Raw genomic sequence first — 13,932 nt, 5'->3', positions numbered from 1 at the left:
GCATGCGATTACGGCGCTTCATACTCGGCATGTATTTCCCAACCCGCAATTTGCGGTATTCCTTGCCCGACGCTCATTCTTTCCGCGCGCGGTTGCAGCCTCATCTAAAATACGCTCTTGTTTGAGGTATTTTACTTTGCCGTTGTCACGACGGTGCCTATTTCCTCTTCGCTCGCCGTCAATTTTAAATCGCGTCAAATTTCATGAGCAAAAACCGCAAACGGTGAAATTTAAAATTTCATTTTCGCGCGCTGCATAAATTTAATATTTTACGCATTTTATAAACACAATGTGAATTCGGCGTAAATTTAACCGCTGCGAACATAAAATTTTACGCCGCCACGGATACGAAACCGACCCCGATCTTGCGATGTTAAAATTCTCCCAAACGAGCCGCGCAGCGAAATTGATTCAACCGGCGCAAGTTAAATTTACGATATAAAAGGCTTAAAATTTCACCATTCGCATGCATTCGGTCCTTAAAATCGACGTCGCCAAACAGCGATGGATCTCGCTTTATTTTAGCGCCCGAGCTTTTAAAATTCCTCGCGGCGCGCCGCATCATACTTACTTAGCTGCACCGCCGAAGCGATGCTCTAGCCGCACTCAAACGAGCGCTTTAGCTCCGCGGCGGCCGAAAAATTTAAAAATCACAAAATGTATTTCGCCAGATCCTCGTCGCTTGCGATGCCTGCGAGCTTTTCGCTTACGAGCTTTTCATCCACGACGATCTTTTGCCCTTTAAATTTATCGGCTTCGAAGCTGATATCCTCAAGTACCTTTTCCATTATCGTATGCAGCCTTCTAGCGCCGATGTCTTCGACTTTTTCGTTCGTGCTTGCCGCAAATTTCGCGATCGCTTTAACCCCGTCCTCGCTAAATTCCAGCTCGACGCCCTCGGTCTTTAAAAGCGCCGAGTACTGCTTAAGAAGCGAATTTTTTGGCTTGGTTAAAATTTCACACAGCGCCGCCTCGTCCAAGCTGTCAAGCTCGACGCGAAGCGGGAAGCGCCCCTGAAGCTCGGGGATTAGATCGCTCGGCTTGCTGATATGAAAGGCGCCCGCGGCGATAAAAAGGATATGATCGGTGTCGATATTGCCGAATTTCGTGCTTACGCTGCTGCCCTCCACGATCGGAAGCAGATCGCGCTGCACGCCCTCTTTGCTCGGATCCTGCCTGCCGCTATTGCCGCTTGAGACAGCCACCTTATCGATCTCGTCGATAAAGATAATGCCCTCGTTTTGCGCGCGCCTAACGGCTTCGGCCTTGATGCTCTCCATATCGAGGACCTTCTCGCTAGCCTCGCTTTTAAGGGCAACTTTGGCGTCTTTTACCTTCATCTCTTTTTTACTTTTGCGCGTCGAAATTCCGATTACTTTGATGAAGCTTTCCTGCATATTCGCCATCTCGGGCGGCAAATTCGGATTTGATTCAAGCGCATTTTCGCTTACTTCGATCTCGATACTAAGATCGTCTAGATCGCCGCGTTCGAGCTTGGCTGCCATCTTTTCGTAGCTTTTTTCGTAATCTGCGATCTTCTCCTCGCTCGCACCGCGCGGAAGCGGCGGAAGGACTTTTTCTAAAATTTTACGCTTGATGTAATCATCGATCTTGTCTTTATTCTTTTCAAATTCCTCGCCGCGCACTAAATTTACCGACGCGGCGGCCAGATCTCGCACCATGCTCTCTACGTCGCGCCCCACGAAGCCTACTTCAGTATATTTGCTAGCCTCGACCTTGATAAAAGGAAGCCCAAACATCTTCGAAAGTCTGCGCGCGATCTCAGTCTTGCCCACGCCGGTAGAGCCGATCATCAGGATGTTTTTGGGCATCACCTCGTTTTTCATCTCATCTTCGAGCGCCATTCTGCGGTAGCGATTTCGCAAAGCCACCGCTATCGTGCGTTTGGCGCTATTTTGTCCGATTATATATTCGTCTAATTTCTCTACAATCTGCTTTGGCGTCATCATCTCTTTTCGTCCCAAATTGCGTATGTTTTGATGTTTTCGTTTGTGTAAATGCAAATCTCGCCCGCGATCTTAAGGCTCTGCTTTACGAGCTCCTCTTCGTCTAGGCTCGCAAATTTATCCAAAGCTCGCGCCGCGCTAAGAGCGTAATTTCCGCCGCTTCCGATCGCCGCGATCTTGCCGTCGTCCGGCTCTACCACGTCGCCCGTGCCGCTAAGCAGAAAGATATTTTTGCGGTCCAGCACCAGCATCATCGCTTCGAGCTTTCGCAGATACTTATCCTTGCGCCACTGCTTGCTAAATTCTATCACCGCCCTTAAAAGATCGCCCTTTGCGCCATCTAAGCACTTCTCAAACATATCAAAAAGATTAAACGCATCGGCGGTGCTGCCCGCAAAGCCCGCCAAAACGTTGCCCTCTTTGCCGATCTTTCGAATTTTAGTCGCATTGCCCTTTAAGACGGTGTTTCCAAACGTAACCTGTCCGTCGCCGCCGATGACAGAGCCCTTCGCGCCTTTGTAAGCTAAAATGGTAGTCGCTTCAAACACTAGCCACCTCAATCTCAAATTTAGCGCTTATGCCGTGCTTTAGCTTGGCATTTACGTCGTAAATCCCGGTAGTTTTGATAGCTTCGGTCTCTAAAATTTTCTTATCGATTTCGATCCCCTTTTGCTCTTTTAGCGCGGTTGTGATCTCATCTTTGGTCACCGAGCCGAAAAGCGCGCCGCTCTCGCCCGTCTGCTTTACGATCTTTACGCGGATCTTAGCTAGCTCCTCGGCTAGTTTTTGCAAGCTTGCGACTTCGTATTTTTCAAGCTCGGCTTGCTTTTTCTTATCCGCTTCAAATTTACGCAAAACCTCCGTCGTAGCGGCTTTGGCGTAGCCTTTGCCGATTAGGAAGTTATTGCCGTAGCCGTCCTTGACCTCCTTTACCTCGCCCGCCTTTCCGAGCCCCTTAACATCTTTGATCAATAATACTTTCATCCATTATCCTTTTAAATTTAGCTTTAAATTTACAAAATTTTATAAGCGGCGCGGGCGGATCTGAAATTTAGTGAAATTTCATGAAACCCGCCAGCAGCCGCTCGCATTTTTCCGATAAATTTTAAAATTTCGTTTTGTGAAATTTGCCTGCACGCCCTGCGGCAAAATTTCAGCTAAAGCTTGCGTCCGTTCTTGCCCGCGATGATAAATCTTAGCGCGCTTAGTTTGATAAATCCGTCGCCGTCTTTTTGATTAAAAACTTTATCCTCTTCAAACGTCACGAAATCGGTATTAAACAAGCTATCGCTCTTGCTCTGTCTGCCTAGTACGGTCACGTTGCCCTTATAAAGCTCTAGCTTAACCTTGCCGTTTACGTGCTCTTGGGATTTATTTATCAGCTCTTGAAGCAGCAAGCGCTCCGGGCTGAACCAAAAGCCGTTGTAGATGAGCTCGGCGTAGCGCGGCATTAGATCGTCTTTTAGATGCGCCGCACCGCGATCTAGCGTGATGCTCTCAATCGCGCGGTGAGCCTTTAGCATGATCGTGCCGCCCGGAGTTTCGTAGCAGCCGCGGCTCTTCATGCCGACGTAGCGATTTTCAACAAGATCGAGCCTGCCGATGCCGTTTTTAGCGCCGAGCTCGTTAAGCGCTGCTAGCATCTCGTGCGGCTTAAGCGCCTTGCCATTTAGCTTTACGGGATCGCCGTGTTTGTATTCAATCTCGATGATCTCGCTCTTATCTGGCGCATTTTTAGGGCTCACGGTCCATCGCCACATATCCTCCTCAGGCGCATGAGCGGGATCTTCCAACACCAAGCCCTCGTAGGAGATATGAAGGATATTCGCATCCATTGAATACGGCGATTTGCCTGGCTTTGAGGCGATGTCGATGCCGTTTTTCTTAGCGTAAGCAAGAAGCTTCTCGCGAGAGTTCAGATCCCACAGCCTCCACGGCGCAATTACCTTAATATCGGGATTTAGCGCGTATGCGCCAAGCTCGAAGCGGACTTGATCGTTACCCTTGCCGGTCGCACCGTGGCTTATGGCGTCCGCGCCGGTTTTTTTAGCAATTTCAACTAGCTTTTTGGCGATTAGCGGGCGCGCGATCGATGTGCCTAAAAGATACTCGCCCTCATAAACGGCATTTGCGCGAAACATCGGAAATACGTAATCGCGCACAAATTCCTCGCGCAGATCCTCTACGAAAATATTTTCCTTTTTTATGCCCAGTTTCACAGCTTTGTTTTTGATCGGCTCCAAATCCTCATTCTGACCGATATCTGCGGTGAAAGTCACCACATCGCAGCCGTAAGTATCGCCGAGCCACTTTAAAATAATACTAGTATCTAGTCCTCCGGAATACGCCAAAACGACCTTTTTTACATCTTTTGCCATCTCAAATCCTTTACGTAAAATTTGGCGAAATTCTACCAAAAATAGTTTAATAGTTGCTTTTAAGGCAAATATCGCTAAACTCACGCCTATGAGAATCGATAAATTTTTAAACGCAGTAAATATCACTAAGCGGCGCGCCATCAGCGAAGATATGTGCAAAAGCGGCGTCGTAGCCGTAAACGGCGTCGTAGCAAAGCCCGCCAAAGAGCTTAAAATCGGCGATGTAATCACCATATGCTTTTTGGATAGGAAGCAAAGCTTTAAAGTCCTAGCCTTTCCTAGCGCGAAAAATACGCCCAAAAGCGAGCAGGCAAAGTATGCCCAAGAGCTTTGAACTGCTCTGCGGCGAGGATGAAATTTCGCGCCTCGTGCAGGCTCTGCCAAAAAGCGGCATAATCTTGCTCATCGGCGATCTTGCCAGCGGCAAAACGACGCTTGCGCGCGCGATCGTGCGGGCGCATGGGTTAGACGAGCACGTGAGCTCGCCTACATTTTCGATCATGCAAAACTACGGACAAATTTATCATTACGACATCTATAACGCTGGCTGCGAGGGGATTTTAAAAAACGGGCTATTTGAAAATTTATTTGAAGAGGGACTTCATCTGATCGAATGGGCGGATGAAAATTTGATAAATTTACTTAAAAAATATGAGCTTGATTTTTGCGTAGTGAGGATCACGCCGCACGCGCAAGGGCGAAAATACGAGGTAAGCTATGCATAAACTGGAAGTCAGGGGTCTTAAAAAAACCATAAAAGGCACGCCGATCATTAAGGGCATCTCGCTGGAGCTTTACAACGGCGAGATCGTGGGGCTGCTGGGGCCCAATGGAGCGGGCAAAACCACGACGTTTTATATGATCTGCGGGCTGATAGGCGCTAGCGGCGGCGATATATTGCTTGATGAGCGCAGCATCGCAAAGGTTCCGCTTCACAAGCGCGCCAAGCTCGGCATAGGCTACCTACCGCAGGAAAGTAGCGTTTTTAAGGAGCTTAGCGTCGAGGAAAATTTAATGCTCGCCGCGGAGATCACCTACAAAAACAAGGCCGAAGCATCGCAAAAGGTCGATGAGATGTTAAATCTGCTCAACATCGAGCCGATCCGCCAGCGCAAAGGCGTGAGCCTAAGCGGGGGCGAGCGCAGGCGCTGCGAGATCGCGCGGAGCCTGATGATAACGCCGAAATTTCTACTTTTGGACGAGCCGTTTGCGGGCGTCGATCCGATCGCCGTTAACGATATCCAAAGCATCGTGCGCGACCTAAAAAAGCTCGGCATCGGCGTGCTCATCACCGATCATAACGTCCGCGAGACGCTTGCGATCTGCGACCGCGCCTACGTCATCAAAGACGGCGAGCTGTTCGCCGGCGGCACCGCAAAAGAGATAGCCAGCGATCCAAATGTCCGTAAATTCTACCTCGGCGAGGATTTTAGCATCTAAGCTGGTAAGGGCGTTTTAGATTTTTAGCTCCCCCTTTTTTTCGGCGCGCGCGGTTAAATTCTATAATTTAAGTTTTGCGATTTAAATTTCAAGTGAGCGGCTGCGACTGGCTGTACGCATGCCTCTCGAACTAAATTCTGCGTATCAAAATTCTAAAGTCGCCGCCATGACCATACGATAGAGCGATTTGATTTTGTGCTTTAAATCTTAAAAGCCAATTTTATTGTCCGCGCTCGATTCTAAAGCTGGGGTTTAAATTTTGCGCTTTAAATTTTTAAAGTAGTTATGGCGACGGGATTTGAGTCCAGCGTTTAAGATTTAGCATATTAAATTTTAAAGGCGCAGTAAGGATGGGACGGCGCATTCTATTCAAAGTTTAGATTTCACGTATTAAATTTTTAAAGAGCATGTAGGCTCGTTTTAAAATTTTTAAATTTCAAAAGGTATTTTGTGCACTGCAAATTTTAAATAATTTTTTTGCTACAGACTCACTTTTACGACCGAAATTTTACACCTGCGGTACATAAAATTTAAATCGCATTTTAATCGCACTTTGTTTAAATTAAATCAAATTTTAAAGCGTGAGACGTCTTTAAACGTAACGCTTTCATCTGCGTATCAAAATCACGCCCACAATTTGCAAAAGAATATCCGCTCGTAGAATTAAAATTTTAAAGCAACAACCTCAAATAAATTACGTATGCGAAGATGCCTGCGGTCGCGTGATGTGGTTAAATTTCACGGCGTAATTCCGCGAGTGGCAGCGTAAACCAAAGCACGCACAAAACTACTCACTTCGGCTTCGACGCATCAAATTAAAAGCGACGCGCGAAGCAAGGCCTTCCGACCCGCTAGAATTTTGCCGATCAAGCCGCCTTGTTTAATTAAAATTACACTTTTATTTGCTCTGCGGGTTTAAATTTCGCTCATCTTAAAGCTCGCTGCGAATTTTAAAATTTTAACCCGGCACTCGTCGCTTCCCTTAAAATTTTAAAATTCTTAAAATTTTGGCGAGATCAAGGAGAGATTATGAAAAAAGTTCTACTTTCGTGCGCCTTGGCAGGCGCGCTTTTTGGCCTAGAGATCGACGGATTTAGCGCACCTAGTGGTTCACTTATTACCGATGACGCTTTTTATATCGCAAATCGCGGCAGTAGTGAAGATCCACAAGAGCGCGACGGCTTCATCAGCCGCATAGTAAAAAACTCGGGTATCGTTGAGACAAATTTTATAGACGATCTGGTAAATCCTGGCGGAATGGCGCAGATCAAGGGCGTGCTCTACGTGTGCGATCTGGATGCGATCAGAGGCTTTAGCAAAGGTCAGGAGGTTTTCAATCTGAAAATCGAGGGAGCGCAGGCCTTAAACGACGTCGTAGCGCTCGGTAGCGAGGTTTTGCTCGCAAGCGATAATGCGCGCAGCGTGATTTACAGCATAAATTTAAACGCAAAAAGCTACGATGAGTTCGCACGCATCGACCCCTCGCTCGGCAATGCGGGCGCGCTTTTGCTCAAGGGCGACAAACTTCTGATCACCACCTTCGATCTTAGCGGAAAGGTTCCTGGGCGCGTGCTAAGCATGGATCTGAAATCTCGCGAAATTTCGATCTTTGCCGATATGAAGGGAGTTTTCTACGGCATAGCACGCGGAAAAAACGGCGAAATTTTAATTAGCGACTGGGGTGAGGACCTTTTAAGCGGCAAAATTTGGCGTATCGATGCAAACGGACAGATACGCAAAATAAACCTCGGCGCGATGCAAAGACCTGCGGACATCTCAAGCGACGGTAAAGTTTTATTGATCCCAAAAACGTTGGAAAACAAGGTGGAGCTGATAAATTTGCCGTAACCGGTCGTCTTATTGCGCTTCGCAGTTTGCTTAAATTTTACAAAATATATGCAATATCGTGCTTTATAAGCCATCTTTTTTTGCTCCGCCGCTTGCGCGGCGGTGTCCGCTAAAAAACCGAAACTAGTCGCTGCGGTGCCGAAATTAATCGCCCTTTTTCGCGCGCACTCAAGAGTCAAGTACGCCCAAAAGCCGTGTGTGCCGTCTTGCGACACGCAAATGTCGAGCCTGCCGTAAAATTTGTAAATCCATCTGCCCTCCTTTTAAATTTCATTGCTGCGGATATTTTCGTAGGCCGAGTAACGCGAAATTTCAGCGTAAATTTTAACGCCCGCCGTGACTCAAAAGCCTTAAAGACTATAACGCGCGAAATTTCAGCGCGAGATTTGACTCCGAGGCGCGCTTTTAACATACCGCGTCGTATCTGCGCGCGACCGAATTCTACGCGGCGGCATGATCTCGGCTACTGCGCGCTGTCGCTGTACGGGCGCGGAGCTTACGATTATATGCGGCGCGTACGCCTAGGCTGCTTCGGGGCGTCCGCGCGTAGAACCTATTTCTCTACGCGCCCCTCCCACACGGCGGGAGCGTCAAGTTCTACGTATGAGTTTAAAATTTCATACGGCTCATAGCTAAATTTATACGCTAGGCTCGGGCACTGCTTCACCGCGTAGCCCAGATAGATCCATCGTAGCCCCAGATCTTGGGCGAACTCGATCTGTTTTAAAAGCGAAAATTTACCCAGACTTAGATGCGGCAGATACGGATCGTAGTAACAATACACCGAGCTGATGCCGTCATCCACGATATCGATGAGATCGACGCAGATAAGCCGCCCGTCCTCGCCATAGTAAGAAATTTCTTTGCCGAAGTCGCCGTGACCCTGGACGTAAATTTCGTCATATCGCTCAAAATCGATCTCTTGCACAGGCCAGCCCTTTTTTAGATGCATGTAGTCGTGATAGAGCGCGAAAAGCTCCAAACGCGCATCGTTTAAAAGCGGGCGAGGTTGCCATACATAGGCGGTCGTGCGATTATTTTTATAGACGCGGCGGTGCGATCTGCTAAATTTAAAATTTAAAGCATCTACGCGCAGGCTTTTACACTCCGCGCAGGCTGCACAAACGGGCTTTTGAAAATACCTGCCGAAGCGGCGGTAGCCGTGCTGCACTAAATTTGAATTATACTCAAAGTCGCAGTCTTTTATATAGAGATACTCGCTGCGTGCGGCTCTGCCGCCTAGATAGGGGCAGGCAAAATCCAGCGTACAAAATGGAATTTCAGTCATTCAGCTTTTTGATATTTGCCGCGTCCACGTATTTTAAAAACTCGTCTTTGAGGCGCTTTTCGCGTGCGGCGATGCTCTCTTTGGCTGTGTCAAATTCCTCTGCGGCGCCCTCTAGACCGCTTTCGCTTTGCAAGCTCAAATCATCATCTCTGAAAATATCTTTAAACTCGTCGCGATTTGGATTAGGTTTTTTGGGCTTTTTGGGCACGGAACTTGCCGCTTTATCCTTAAGCATATCCTTTTTTATATCTTTTAGGCTATCTAAAAAATCCATACTCTTTCCTAAATCCGCGCCGATTTACGCATCGCAGCGATGATGGCGGCGATCGCTTCGTTTTTATTCGGCTGCATATCGTCGATGGTGTTTTCTAAAATTTTGTCTAAATTTTTCTCTACGTAGCTTGTATCGAAAAAGCCGAGTCGAAATTCGCGAGACTTGCTTATGCTAAGCAAAAACGGAATAATCGTGCGCACCCCCTCGATACGAAATTCCTTCAGCGCGCGCTCTAGCTTATTGACGGCCAGGTCGTAGTCGGTGGTTTTTATGATGAGCTTGGCTAGAAGAGAATCGTAAAACGGCGGAATTTTATAACCTTTGTAGATGTGACTATCGACGCGCACGGAAGGGCCTAGTGCTGGATAATAATCGCTAACGGTGCCGGGAACCGGGGTGAAATTTTTCCAGACATTTTCGGAGGTGATTCTAGCCTCGATCGCGTAGCCGTGCGGCTTAATATCGCTTTGCTCAAGCTCTAAAATTTCGCCGTTTGCGATGCGGATCTGGCGAACGACGAGATCGACGCCCGTAACTTCCTCGGTAATGCCGTGCTCGACCTGGATGCGGGTATTCATCTCCATAAAATAGAAGTTGTTGTAATCATCGAGTAGAAATTCCACCGTGCCGACGTTTGTGTAATTCACCGCTTTTGCCGCAGCTACCGCGGTCGTACCCATCGTCTTACGTAGATGCTCGCTTATTGAGGGGCACGGCGCAATCTCGATAATCTTTTGGTGGCGGCGCTGGATAGAACAATCGCGCTCGCAAAGGTGAATGATGTTACCGTAATTGTCGCCGATGATCTGAAACTCGATGTGGCGCGGCTTGACGACGAGTTTTTCCATAAAAATTTCATCGTTGTTAAAAAAGGTCTTCGCCTCCCTCGTGCACGAGTCGTAGGCACTCTCCATATCTTTCTCTTCCCACACCTCGCGGATACCGCGTCCGCCGCCGCCGCCGCTAGCCTTTAAAATCACGGGATAGCCGATCTCGCGCGCATATTTTTTGATCGTATCCATGCTCTCGTGATTGAGCTTTTCAGTGCCTGGTACGATCGGAATGCCGTTTTTACGCATCAAATAGCGAGCGATGTTTTTGTTGCCCATTTTGCGAATAACGTCGGGTTTTGGGCCGATAAAAATAATGCCCGCGTCCTCGACCTCTCTTGCAAAGTCAAAATTCTCGCTCAAAAAGCCGTATCCAGGATGTATCGCATCAGCGCCACACTCTTTAGCAACCTCGACAATCTTTTTGGCGTCCAGATAGCCTTTTAGCGCGTCCGCGCTTACTTCGTAAGCCTCGTCGGCGATTTTTACGTGCAAGCAATCGATGTCGGGTTTGGTATAGATCGCGACGCTTTTAATATGCAGATCTCTGCAGGCTCTAATGATGCGAACCGCGATCTCGCCGCGATTAGCGATAAGAATTTTACGTATCATAAATAATTGCCTCTTTTAAAGAAATACCGCAGTAATAATAGTATAAAAAATTTTATAGCAAGTTGAAATTTGCAAAAGGCGGTTGAAATTACGGATAAAATTTAAAGAATATTTATGGTGCCCGAGGTCGGAATCGAACCGACACGAGGTCGCCCTCGCCAGATTTTGAGTCTGGTGCGTCTACCAATTTCACCACTCGGGCATTTTGAAAAGTTATGATTGTATAAATTTAAAAAAAGATAAGCCCCGAAGACGGGGCTTGGAGCAAGAAAATTATTTTTTCTTCTTGCCTTTTGCAGCTGCAACAGCCTCTTTTAGCTGTTTGCCGACTTTAAATTTTACTACTTTAGTAGCAGGAGATTTGTAAGTTCTGTTTGTGCCAGGAACTTTACCCTCGCGAGCTGCACGCTCTGCAATACCGAAAGATCCGAAGCCGATGAAGCTTATGTCATCACCTTTTACCAAAAGCTCTTTGATAGCCTCAAGTGCAGAATCAACTACCTTAACAGTATCTTTTTTAGAAAGACCTGCCTTATCGGCAACTACTTGGATAAAATCAGCTTTTTTCATGCTAATCCTTTAAAATAAAGTGGTTTGGGCGGTATTCTACAATAGTTTCGCAAAAAATACAATAGTTTTTTAAGAAAAAAACGCAAAAATCGGCAAAATTTAGCCGAATTTAGCCCAAATTCGTCAATTTTTCGGATTTCGCTTCTTTAAATTTCAAAATTTCGCCATATTTTTGGGGCTGATTTTTGAAATTTTGCCCGATTTCGAAAAATTTCAAAATTTCTCCCCTCCGCGTTTCATTTTTATAAAATTTCGCCCCAGCCTGCCGCTTTAAAATATATAAACTATATTTTGTTATAATCCGCGCAAAATTTCAAAGGCTTTTTATGACTAAAATTTTAATGATAGAGGACGATTTAGAACTCGCCGAAATTTTAAGCGAATATCTGCAGCAATACGATATCGATATTACCGTCGCGGACGATCCGTTTTTGGGGCTTTCTAAGCTAAATTTAGAAAACTTCAACCTCGTGATTTTAGACCTCACGCTTCCTGGGATGGACGGACTTGAGGTCTGCAAAGAGATCCGCAAAAACACCGATATACCGATCATAATCTCAAGCGCCCGCCACGATCTGACCGATAAGATCAACGCCTTCGACTTCGGCGCGGACGATTATCTGCCAAAGCCATACAATCCGCAAGAGCTTTTAGCGCGCATCAAACGCCACATCGAGCGTTACGACATAAACTCGCTCCAGCGCTCCGCCAAGCCCAAAAAAGACCTCGAAGTGGATGATTTCCGCCACGTCATCAGCTTCAAAGGACAGCCCCTCTCGCTCACCATCGCCGAATACGACGTGCTTTCGTATCTCATCAAAAAGGAAGGCGGCGCAATCACCCGCGAGGAGCTCATCTACAACTGCAGCTCCATAAGCGAGGAATCCTCGAGCAAAAGCATCGACGTCATCATCGGCCGCATCCGCCTAAAACTCGGCGAAACGTCCAAGGCGCCAAGCTACATCCACGCAATCCGCGGCGTAGGATACAAGCTGATACAGTAAGCGGGCCTGCGTGCGCCGTCAATTTTAAAATTTAAAATGGTGAAAAGCCCAATATAGCGCAAACGGACGCAAAATGAAAGGACAAAGATGATAGAGTGGATACAAAATTTTTTTAGCGGAGTGATTCCGAAGCTGCTACTAAACGCGACGCTGGAGACGCTGTATATGACCTTCGTAAGCACGGCTTTGGCGTTTATTTTAGGGCTCGTGCTTGCGATCGTGCTTATCCTTACGCGTCGCGGCGGGCTCTGCGAAAACCGCATCGTTTACGCCGTGCTGGACGTTGCGATAAACACGCTGCGAAGCTTTCCGTTTATAATCTTGCTGATCGTGCTCTTTCCGCTTACGAAGCTTCTTATCGGCACGAGCATCGGCACCACCGCGGCGATCGTGCCGCTTACTATCGGCTCGGCGCCCTTTATCGCGCGGCTCATCGAAAGTGCGCTACTGGAGGTCGATAGCGGCGTGATCGAGGCGGCAAAGAGCTTTGGAGCGAGCAAGACGCAGATTATCTTTCGCGTGATGTTCGTCGAGGCGCTTCCTAGCATCATCGGCGCGATTACACTGACGCTCATAGTCATCATCGGATTTACGGCGATGGCGGGCACTGTCGGCGGCGGCGGGCTCGGCGACGTGGCGATCCGCTACGGCTTTCAGCGTTTCCGCCCCGACATAATGGCATACACCGTCGTGATACTGATCGTGCTCGTGCAGATCATACAAAGCATCGGAAATTTATTCTATAAAATCACGAAAAAGTAGGCTCAATCCCATAGCTTAACGAGATATCAAACATTTTCTATTAGTATAAAATTGCAAAAAGTAGATTTTTAACTATAGGCCGTTCATTTGCATAGCCTGTTTTGCCAAACTGTAAAATTATAAAAAGGTAGGTTTACAACTCTATGAATACCGCTTAAAATTCTATATCGTAAGCAGTTAGATTTTTACCTGCCGTCAAGGTTTAAATTTAAGGCTTTGTGTAGCTAAAGCAAAGCTTGTGCCAAGACTTGTTTTGCGTAGAGTAAGCTTTATTTTTCTAATAGGTCGCCTCTTTGAAGCGGGCGATCGAAACTATGCTGGGTAATTTTAAAATCCGCAGGCAAGATTTAGGCGCAGAATTTTAAAATTTCATTGCCTAAAATTTAAATTAGCCTAAATCTTAATGAGAAGCGTAAGTTGAAATTTGAAATTCTAAAGCACGGAATTTTAAAATTTTAAAAATTTAGACCTTGCGAAATTTTGCTTATAAATTCTAAGACAAGCAGTTTTATAATTTTAGATTTTGCGAGATCTTTCTTATATAATTTCATTTTTACTTCGAAATTTCGTAGCTACTTTTAAAATATAAAGCGCAGGATATCAATAAAAGACACCAGCCTTAGCAATAAAAGCCAAAGATGATGGTATTGCCGCTTTGATAAGCTTTTTGGCTTTGGTAAAAGAACCTAAGATTGCGCCAGTTCTTTAAAGATAAGGCAGACTATGAAATTCCTCTGCGAATTGAGCCTAAATTCTTTCGTATTGAGAAATTTTAAAGCGGCATAGAATTTTATGAATTATCTTGCGCCGCTTGTGGTAAAATTTTACGCGGGCGGATACGACACGCTTAATAAGATCGTTATCGCATAATAGCGAAGCTATGAAATTTATCTAATGCGTAGCGTCTAAATTTAAAAAGGGGCGAGAAATCTCCCGCCCCTGAAATTTTAAGTATAGGA

Annotated in this window: 15 protein-coding genes and 1 tRNA gene; 7 read left to right on the top strand and 9 right to left on the bottom strand. The window is 46.5% G+C overall.

Annotated features, from left to right (window positions below; genetic code table 11):
- The coding region (locus tag Q0198_RS08750) for a hypothetical protein (RefSeq protein ID WP_297897076.1) at positions 1-259 on the top strand (259 nt) is incomplete at its 5' end.
- Positions 260-650: 391 nt separating this feature from the next.
- Here Q0198_RS08750 and hslU read toward each other — a convergent pair.
- The 4 genes from hslU to Q0198_RS08730 all read right to left on the bottom strand — a co-directional run bounded on the left by hslU (position 651) and on the right by Q0198_RS08730 (position 4,345).
- Entirely contained in the window at positions 651-1,970 is a 1,320-nt protein-coding gene (gene hslU / locus Q0198_RS08745; RefSeq protein ID WP_040303649.1) for an HslU--HslV peptidase ATPase subunit, read from the bottom strand.
- A complete protein-coding gene (gene hslV / locus Q0198_RS08740; RefSeq protein WP_005870266.1) occupies positions 1,967-2,515 on the bottom strand; it encodes an ATP-dependent protease subunit HslV in 549 nt (182 codons plus the stop codon). Before hslV ends, hslU begins: the two co-directional genes overlap by 4 nt.
- Positions 2,508-2,951 (bottom strand): 50S ribosomal protein L9, encoded by a 444-nt coding sequence (gene rplI / locus Q0198_RS08735; protein ID WP_297897073.1) that lies wholly within the window; start codon positions 2,949-2,951, stop codon positions 2,508-2,510. Before rplI ends, hslV begins: the two co-directional genes overlap by 8 nt.
- Positions 2,952-3,124: 173 nt before the next feature.
- The gene (locus Q0198_RS08730) at positions 3,125-4,345 is read right to left on the bottom strand and encodes an argininosuccinate synthase (protein ID WP_297897071.1); all 1,221 of its coding nucleotides are present in this window, start codon (positions 4,343-4,345) and stop codon (positions 3,125-3,127) included.
- Between the two features lie 88 nt (positions 4,346-4,433).
- Between Q0198_RS08730 and Q0198_RS08725 the strand changes: the two genes are divergently transcribed.
- The 4 genes from Q0198_RS08725 to Q0198_RS08710 all read left to right on the top strand — a co-directional run bounded on the left by Q0198_RS08725 (position 4,434) and on the right by Q0198_RS08710 (position 7,633).
- The gene (locus Q0198_RS08725) at positions 4,434-4,679 is read left to right on the top strand and encodes a S4 domain-containing protein (protein WP_297897068.1); all 246 of its coding nucleotides are present in this window, start codon (positions 4,434-4,436) and stop codon (positions 4,677-4,679) included.
- Positions 4,663-5,070, top strand: a complete 408-nt coding sequence (gene tsaE, locus Q0198_RS08720) for a tRNA (adenosine(37)-N6)-threonylcarbamoyltransferase complex ATPase subunit type 1 TsaE (protein WP_297897066.1) — start codon at positions 4,663-4,665, stop codon at positions 5,068-5,070. Before Q0198_RS08725 ends, tsaE begins: the two co-directional genes overlap by 17 nt.
- Complete coding sequence (gene lptB / locus Q0198_RS08715; RefSeq protein ID WP_297897063.1) at positions 5,063-5,785, top strand: LPS export ABC transporter ATP-binding protein; 723 nt, start codon at positions 5,063-5,065, stop codon at positions 5,783-5,785. The genes tsaE and lptB overlap by 8 nt, the downstream gene beginning before the upstream one ends.
- A 1,029-nt stretch (positions 5,786-6,814) precedes the next feature.
- On the top strand, positions 6,815-7,633 hold the full coding sequence (locus tag Q0198_RS08710; protein WP_297897061.1) for an ATP-binding protein: 819 nt from the start codon (positions 6,815-6,817) through the stop codon (positions 7,631-7,633).
- Positions 7,634-8,186: 553 nt separating this feature from the next.
- Here the strand turns inward: Q0198_RS08710 and Q0198_RS08705 are convergent.
- From Q0198_RS08705 to Q0198_RS08685, 5 genes are all read right to left on the bottom strand, one after another.
- On the bottom strand, positions 8,187-8,921 hold the full coding sequence (locus tag Q0198_RS08705) for an arginyltransferase (protein WP_297897058.1): 735 nt from the start codon (positions 8,919-8,921) through the stop codon (positions 8,187-8,189).
- Positions 8,914-9,195 carry a hypothetical protein gene (locus Q0198_RS08700; RefSeq protein WP_297897055.1) on the bottom strand — a complete coding sequence of 94 codons (282 nt, stop codon included), beginning with the start codon at positions 9,193-9,195 and terminating at the stop codon, positions 8,914-8,916. The genes Q0198_RS08705 and Q0198_RS08700 overlap by 8 nt, the downstream gene beginning before the upstream one ends.
- Positions 9,196-9,203: 8 nt before the next feature.
- Positions 9,204-10,637, bottom strand: coding sequence for an acetyl-CoA carboxylase subunit A (locus Q0198_RS08695; protein ID WP_297897053.1), 1,434 nt, complete (start codon positions 10,635-10,637; stop codon positions 9,204-9,206).
- 115 nt (positions 10,638-10,752) lie between these two features.
- Positions 10,753-10,839, bottom strand: a tRNA-Leu gene (locus Q0198_RS08690).
- A 71-nt stretch (positions 10,840-10,910) separates the two neighbouring features.
- Positions 10,911-11,207 (bottom strand): HU family DNA-binding protein, encoded by a 297-nt coding sequence (locus tag Q0198_RS08685; RefSeq protein ID WP_291937435.1) that lies wholly within the window; start codon positions 11,205-11,207, stop codon positions 10,911-10,913.
- Positions 11,208-11,533: 326 nt separating this feature from the next.
- Here Q0198_RS08685 and Q0198_RS08680 point away from each other — a divergent pair, with 326 nt between their 5' ends.
- Together Q0198_RS08680 and Q0198_RS08675 are read left to right on the top strand one after the other, a co-directional pair.
- The gene (locus tag Q0198_RS08680) at positions 11,534-12,211 is read left to right on the top strand and encodes a response regulator transcription factor (RefSeq protein ID WP_297897050.1); all 678 of its coding nucleotides are present in this window, start codon (positions 11,534-11,536) and stop codon (positions 12,209-12,211) included.
- Positions 12,212-12,298: 87 nt separating this feature from the next.
- Positions 12,299-12,973 carry a methionine ABC transporter permease gene (locus Q0198_RS08675; RefSeq protein WP_297897047.1) on the top strand — a complete coding sequence of 225 codons (675 nt, stop codon included), beginning with the start codon at positions 12,299-12,301 and terminating at the stop codon, positions 12,971-12,973.
- Positions 12,974-13,932: the final 959 nt, after the last annotated feature.

This window comes from uncultured Campylobacter sp. (genome assembly GCF_938045205.1).
Lineage (GTDB): Bacteria > Campylobacterota > Campylobacteria > Campylobacterales > Campylobacteraceae > Campylobacter_B.
Note: the sequence above shows the minus strand (reverse complement) of the source record. Positions and strands in the feature narration are given on the sequence as shown.

What these genes read in the sequence shown, in the direction of transcription:
- Q0198_RS08695 (WP_297897053.1), bottom strand. Translation starts at nt 10,637, where the DNA reads ATGATACGTAAAATTCTTATCGCTAATCGCGGCGAGATCGCGGTTCGC.
- Q0198_RS08685 (WP_291937435.1), bottom strand. Translation starts at nt 11,207, where the DNA reads ATGAAAAAAGCTGATTTTATCCAAGTAGTTGCCGATAAGGCAGGTCTT.
- Q0198_RS08725 (WP_297897068.1), top strand. Translation starts at nt 4,434, where the DNA reads ATGAGAATCGATAAATTTTTAAACGCAGTAAATATCACTAAGCGGCGC.
- hslU (WP_040303649.1), bottom strand. Translation starts at nt 1,970, where the DNA reads ATGATGACGCCAAAGCAGATTGTAGAGAAATTAGACGAATATATAATC.
- Q0198_RS08710 (WP_297897061.1), top strand. Translation starts at nt 6,815, where the DNA reads ATGAAAAAAGTTCTACTTTCGTGCGCCTTGGCAGGCGCGCTTTTTGGC.
- rplI (WP_297897073.1), bottom strand. Translation starts at nt 2,951, where the DNA reads ATGAAAGTATTATTGATCAAAGATGTTAAGGGGCTCGGAAAGGCGGGC.
- Q0198_RS08680 (WP_297897050.1), top strand. Translation starts at nt 11,534, where the DNA reads ATGACTAAAATTTTAATGATAGAGGACGATTTAGAACTCGCCGAAATT.
- tsaE (WP_297897066.1), top strand. Translation starts at nt 4,663, where the DNA reads ATGCCCAAGAGCTTTGAACTGCTCTGCGGCGAGGATGAAATTTCGCGC.
- Q0198_RS08700 (WP_297897055.1), bottom strand. Translation starts at nt 9,195, where the DNA reads ATGGATTTTTTAGATAGCCTAAAAGATATAAAAAAGGATATGCTTAAG.
- lptB (WP_297897063.1), top strand. Translation starts at nt 5,063, where the DNA reads ATGCATAAACTGGAAGTCAGGGGTCTTAAAAAAACCATAAAAGGCACG.
- Q0198_RS08675 (WP_297897047.1), top strand. Translation starts at nt 12,299, where the DNA reads ATGATAGAGTGGATACAAAATTTTTTTAGCGGAGTGATTCCGAAGCTG.
- Q0198_RS08705 (WP_297897058.1), bottom strand. Translation starts at nt 8,921, where the DNA reads ATGACTGAAATTCCATTTTGTACGCTGGATTTTGCCTGCCCCTATCTA.
- Q0198_RS08730 (WP_297897071.1), bottom strand. Translation starts at nt 4,345, where the DNA reads ATGGCAAAAGATGTAAAAAAGGTCGTTTTGGCGTATTCCGGAGGACTA.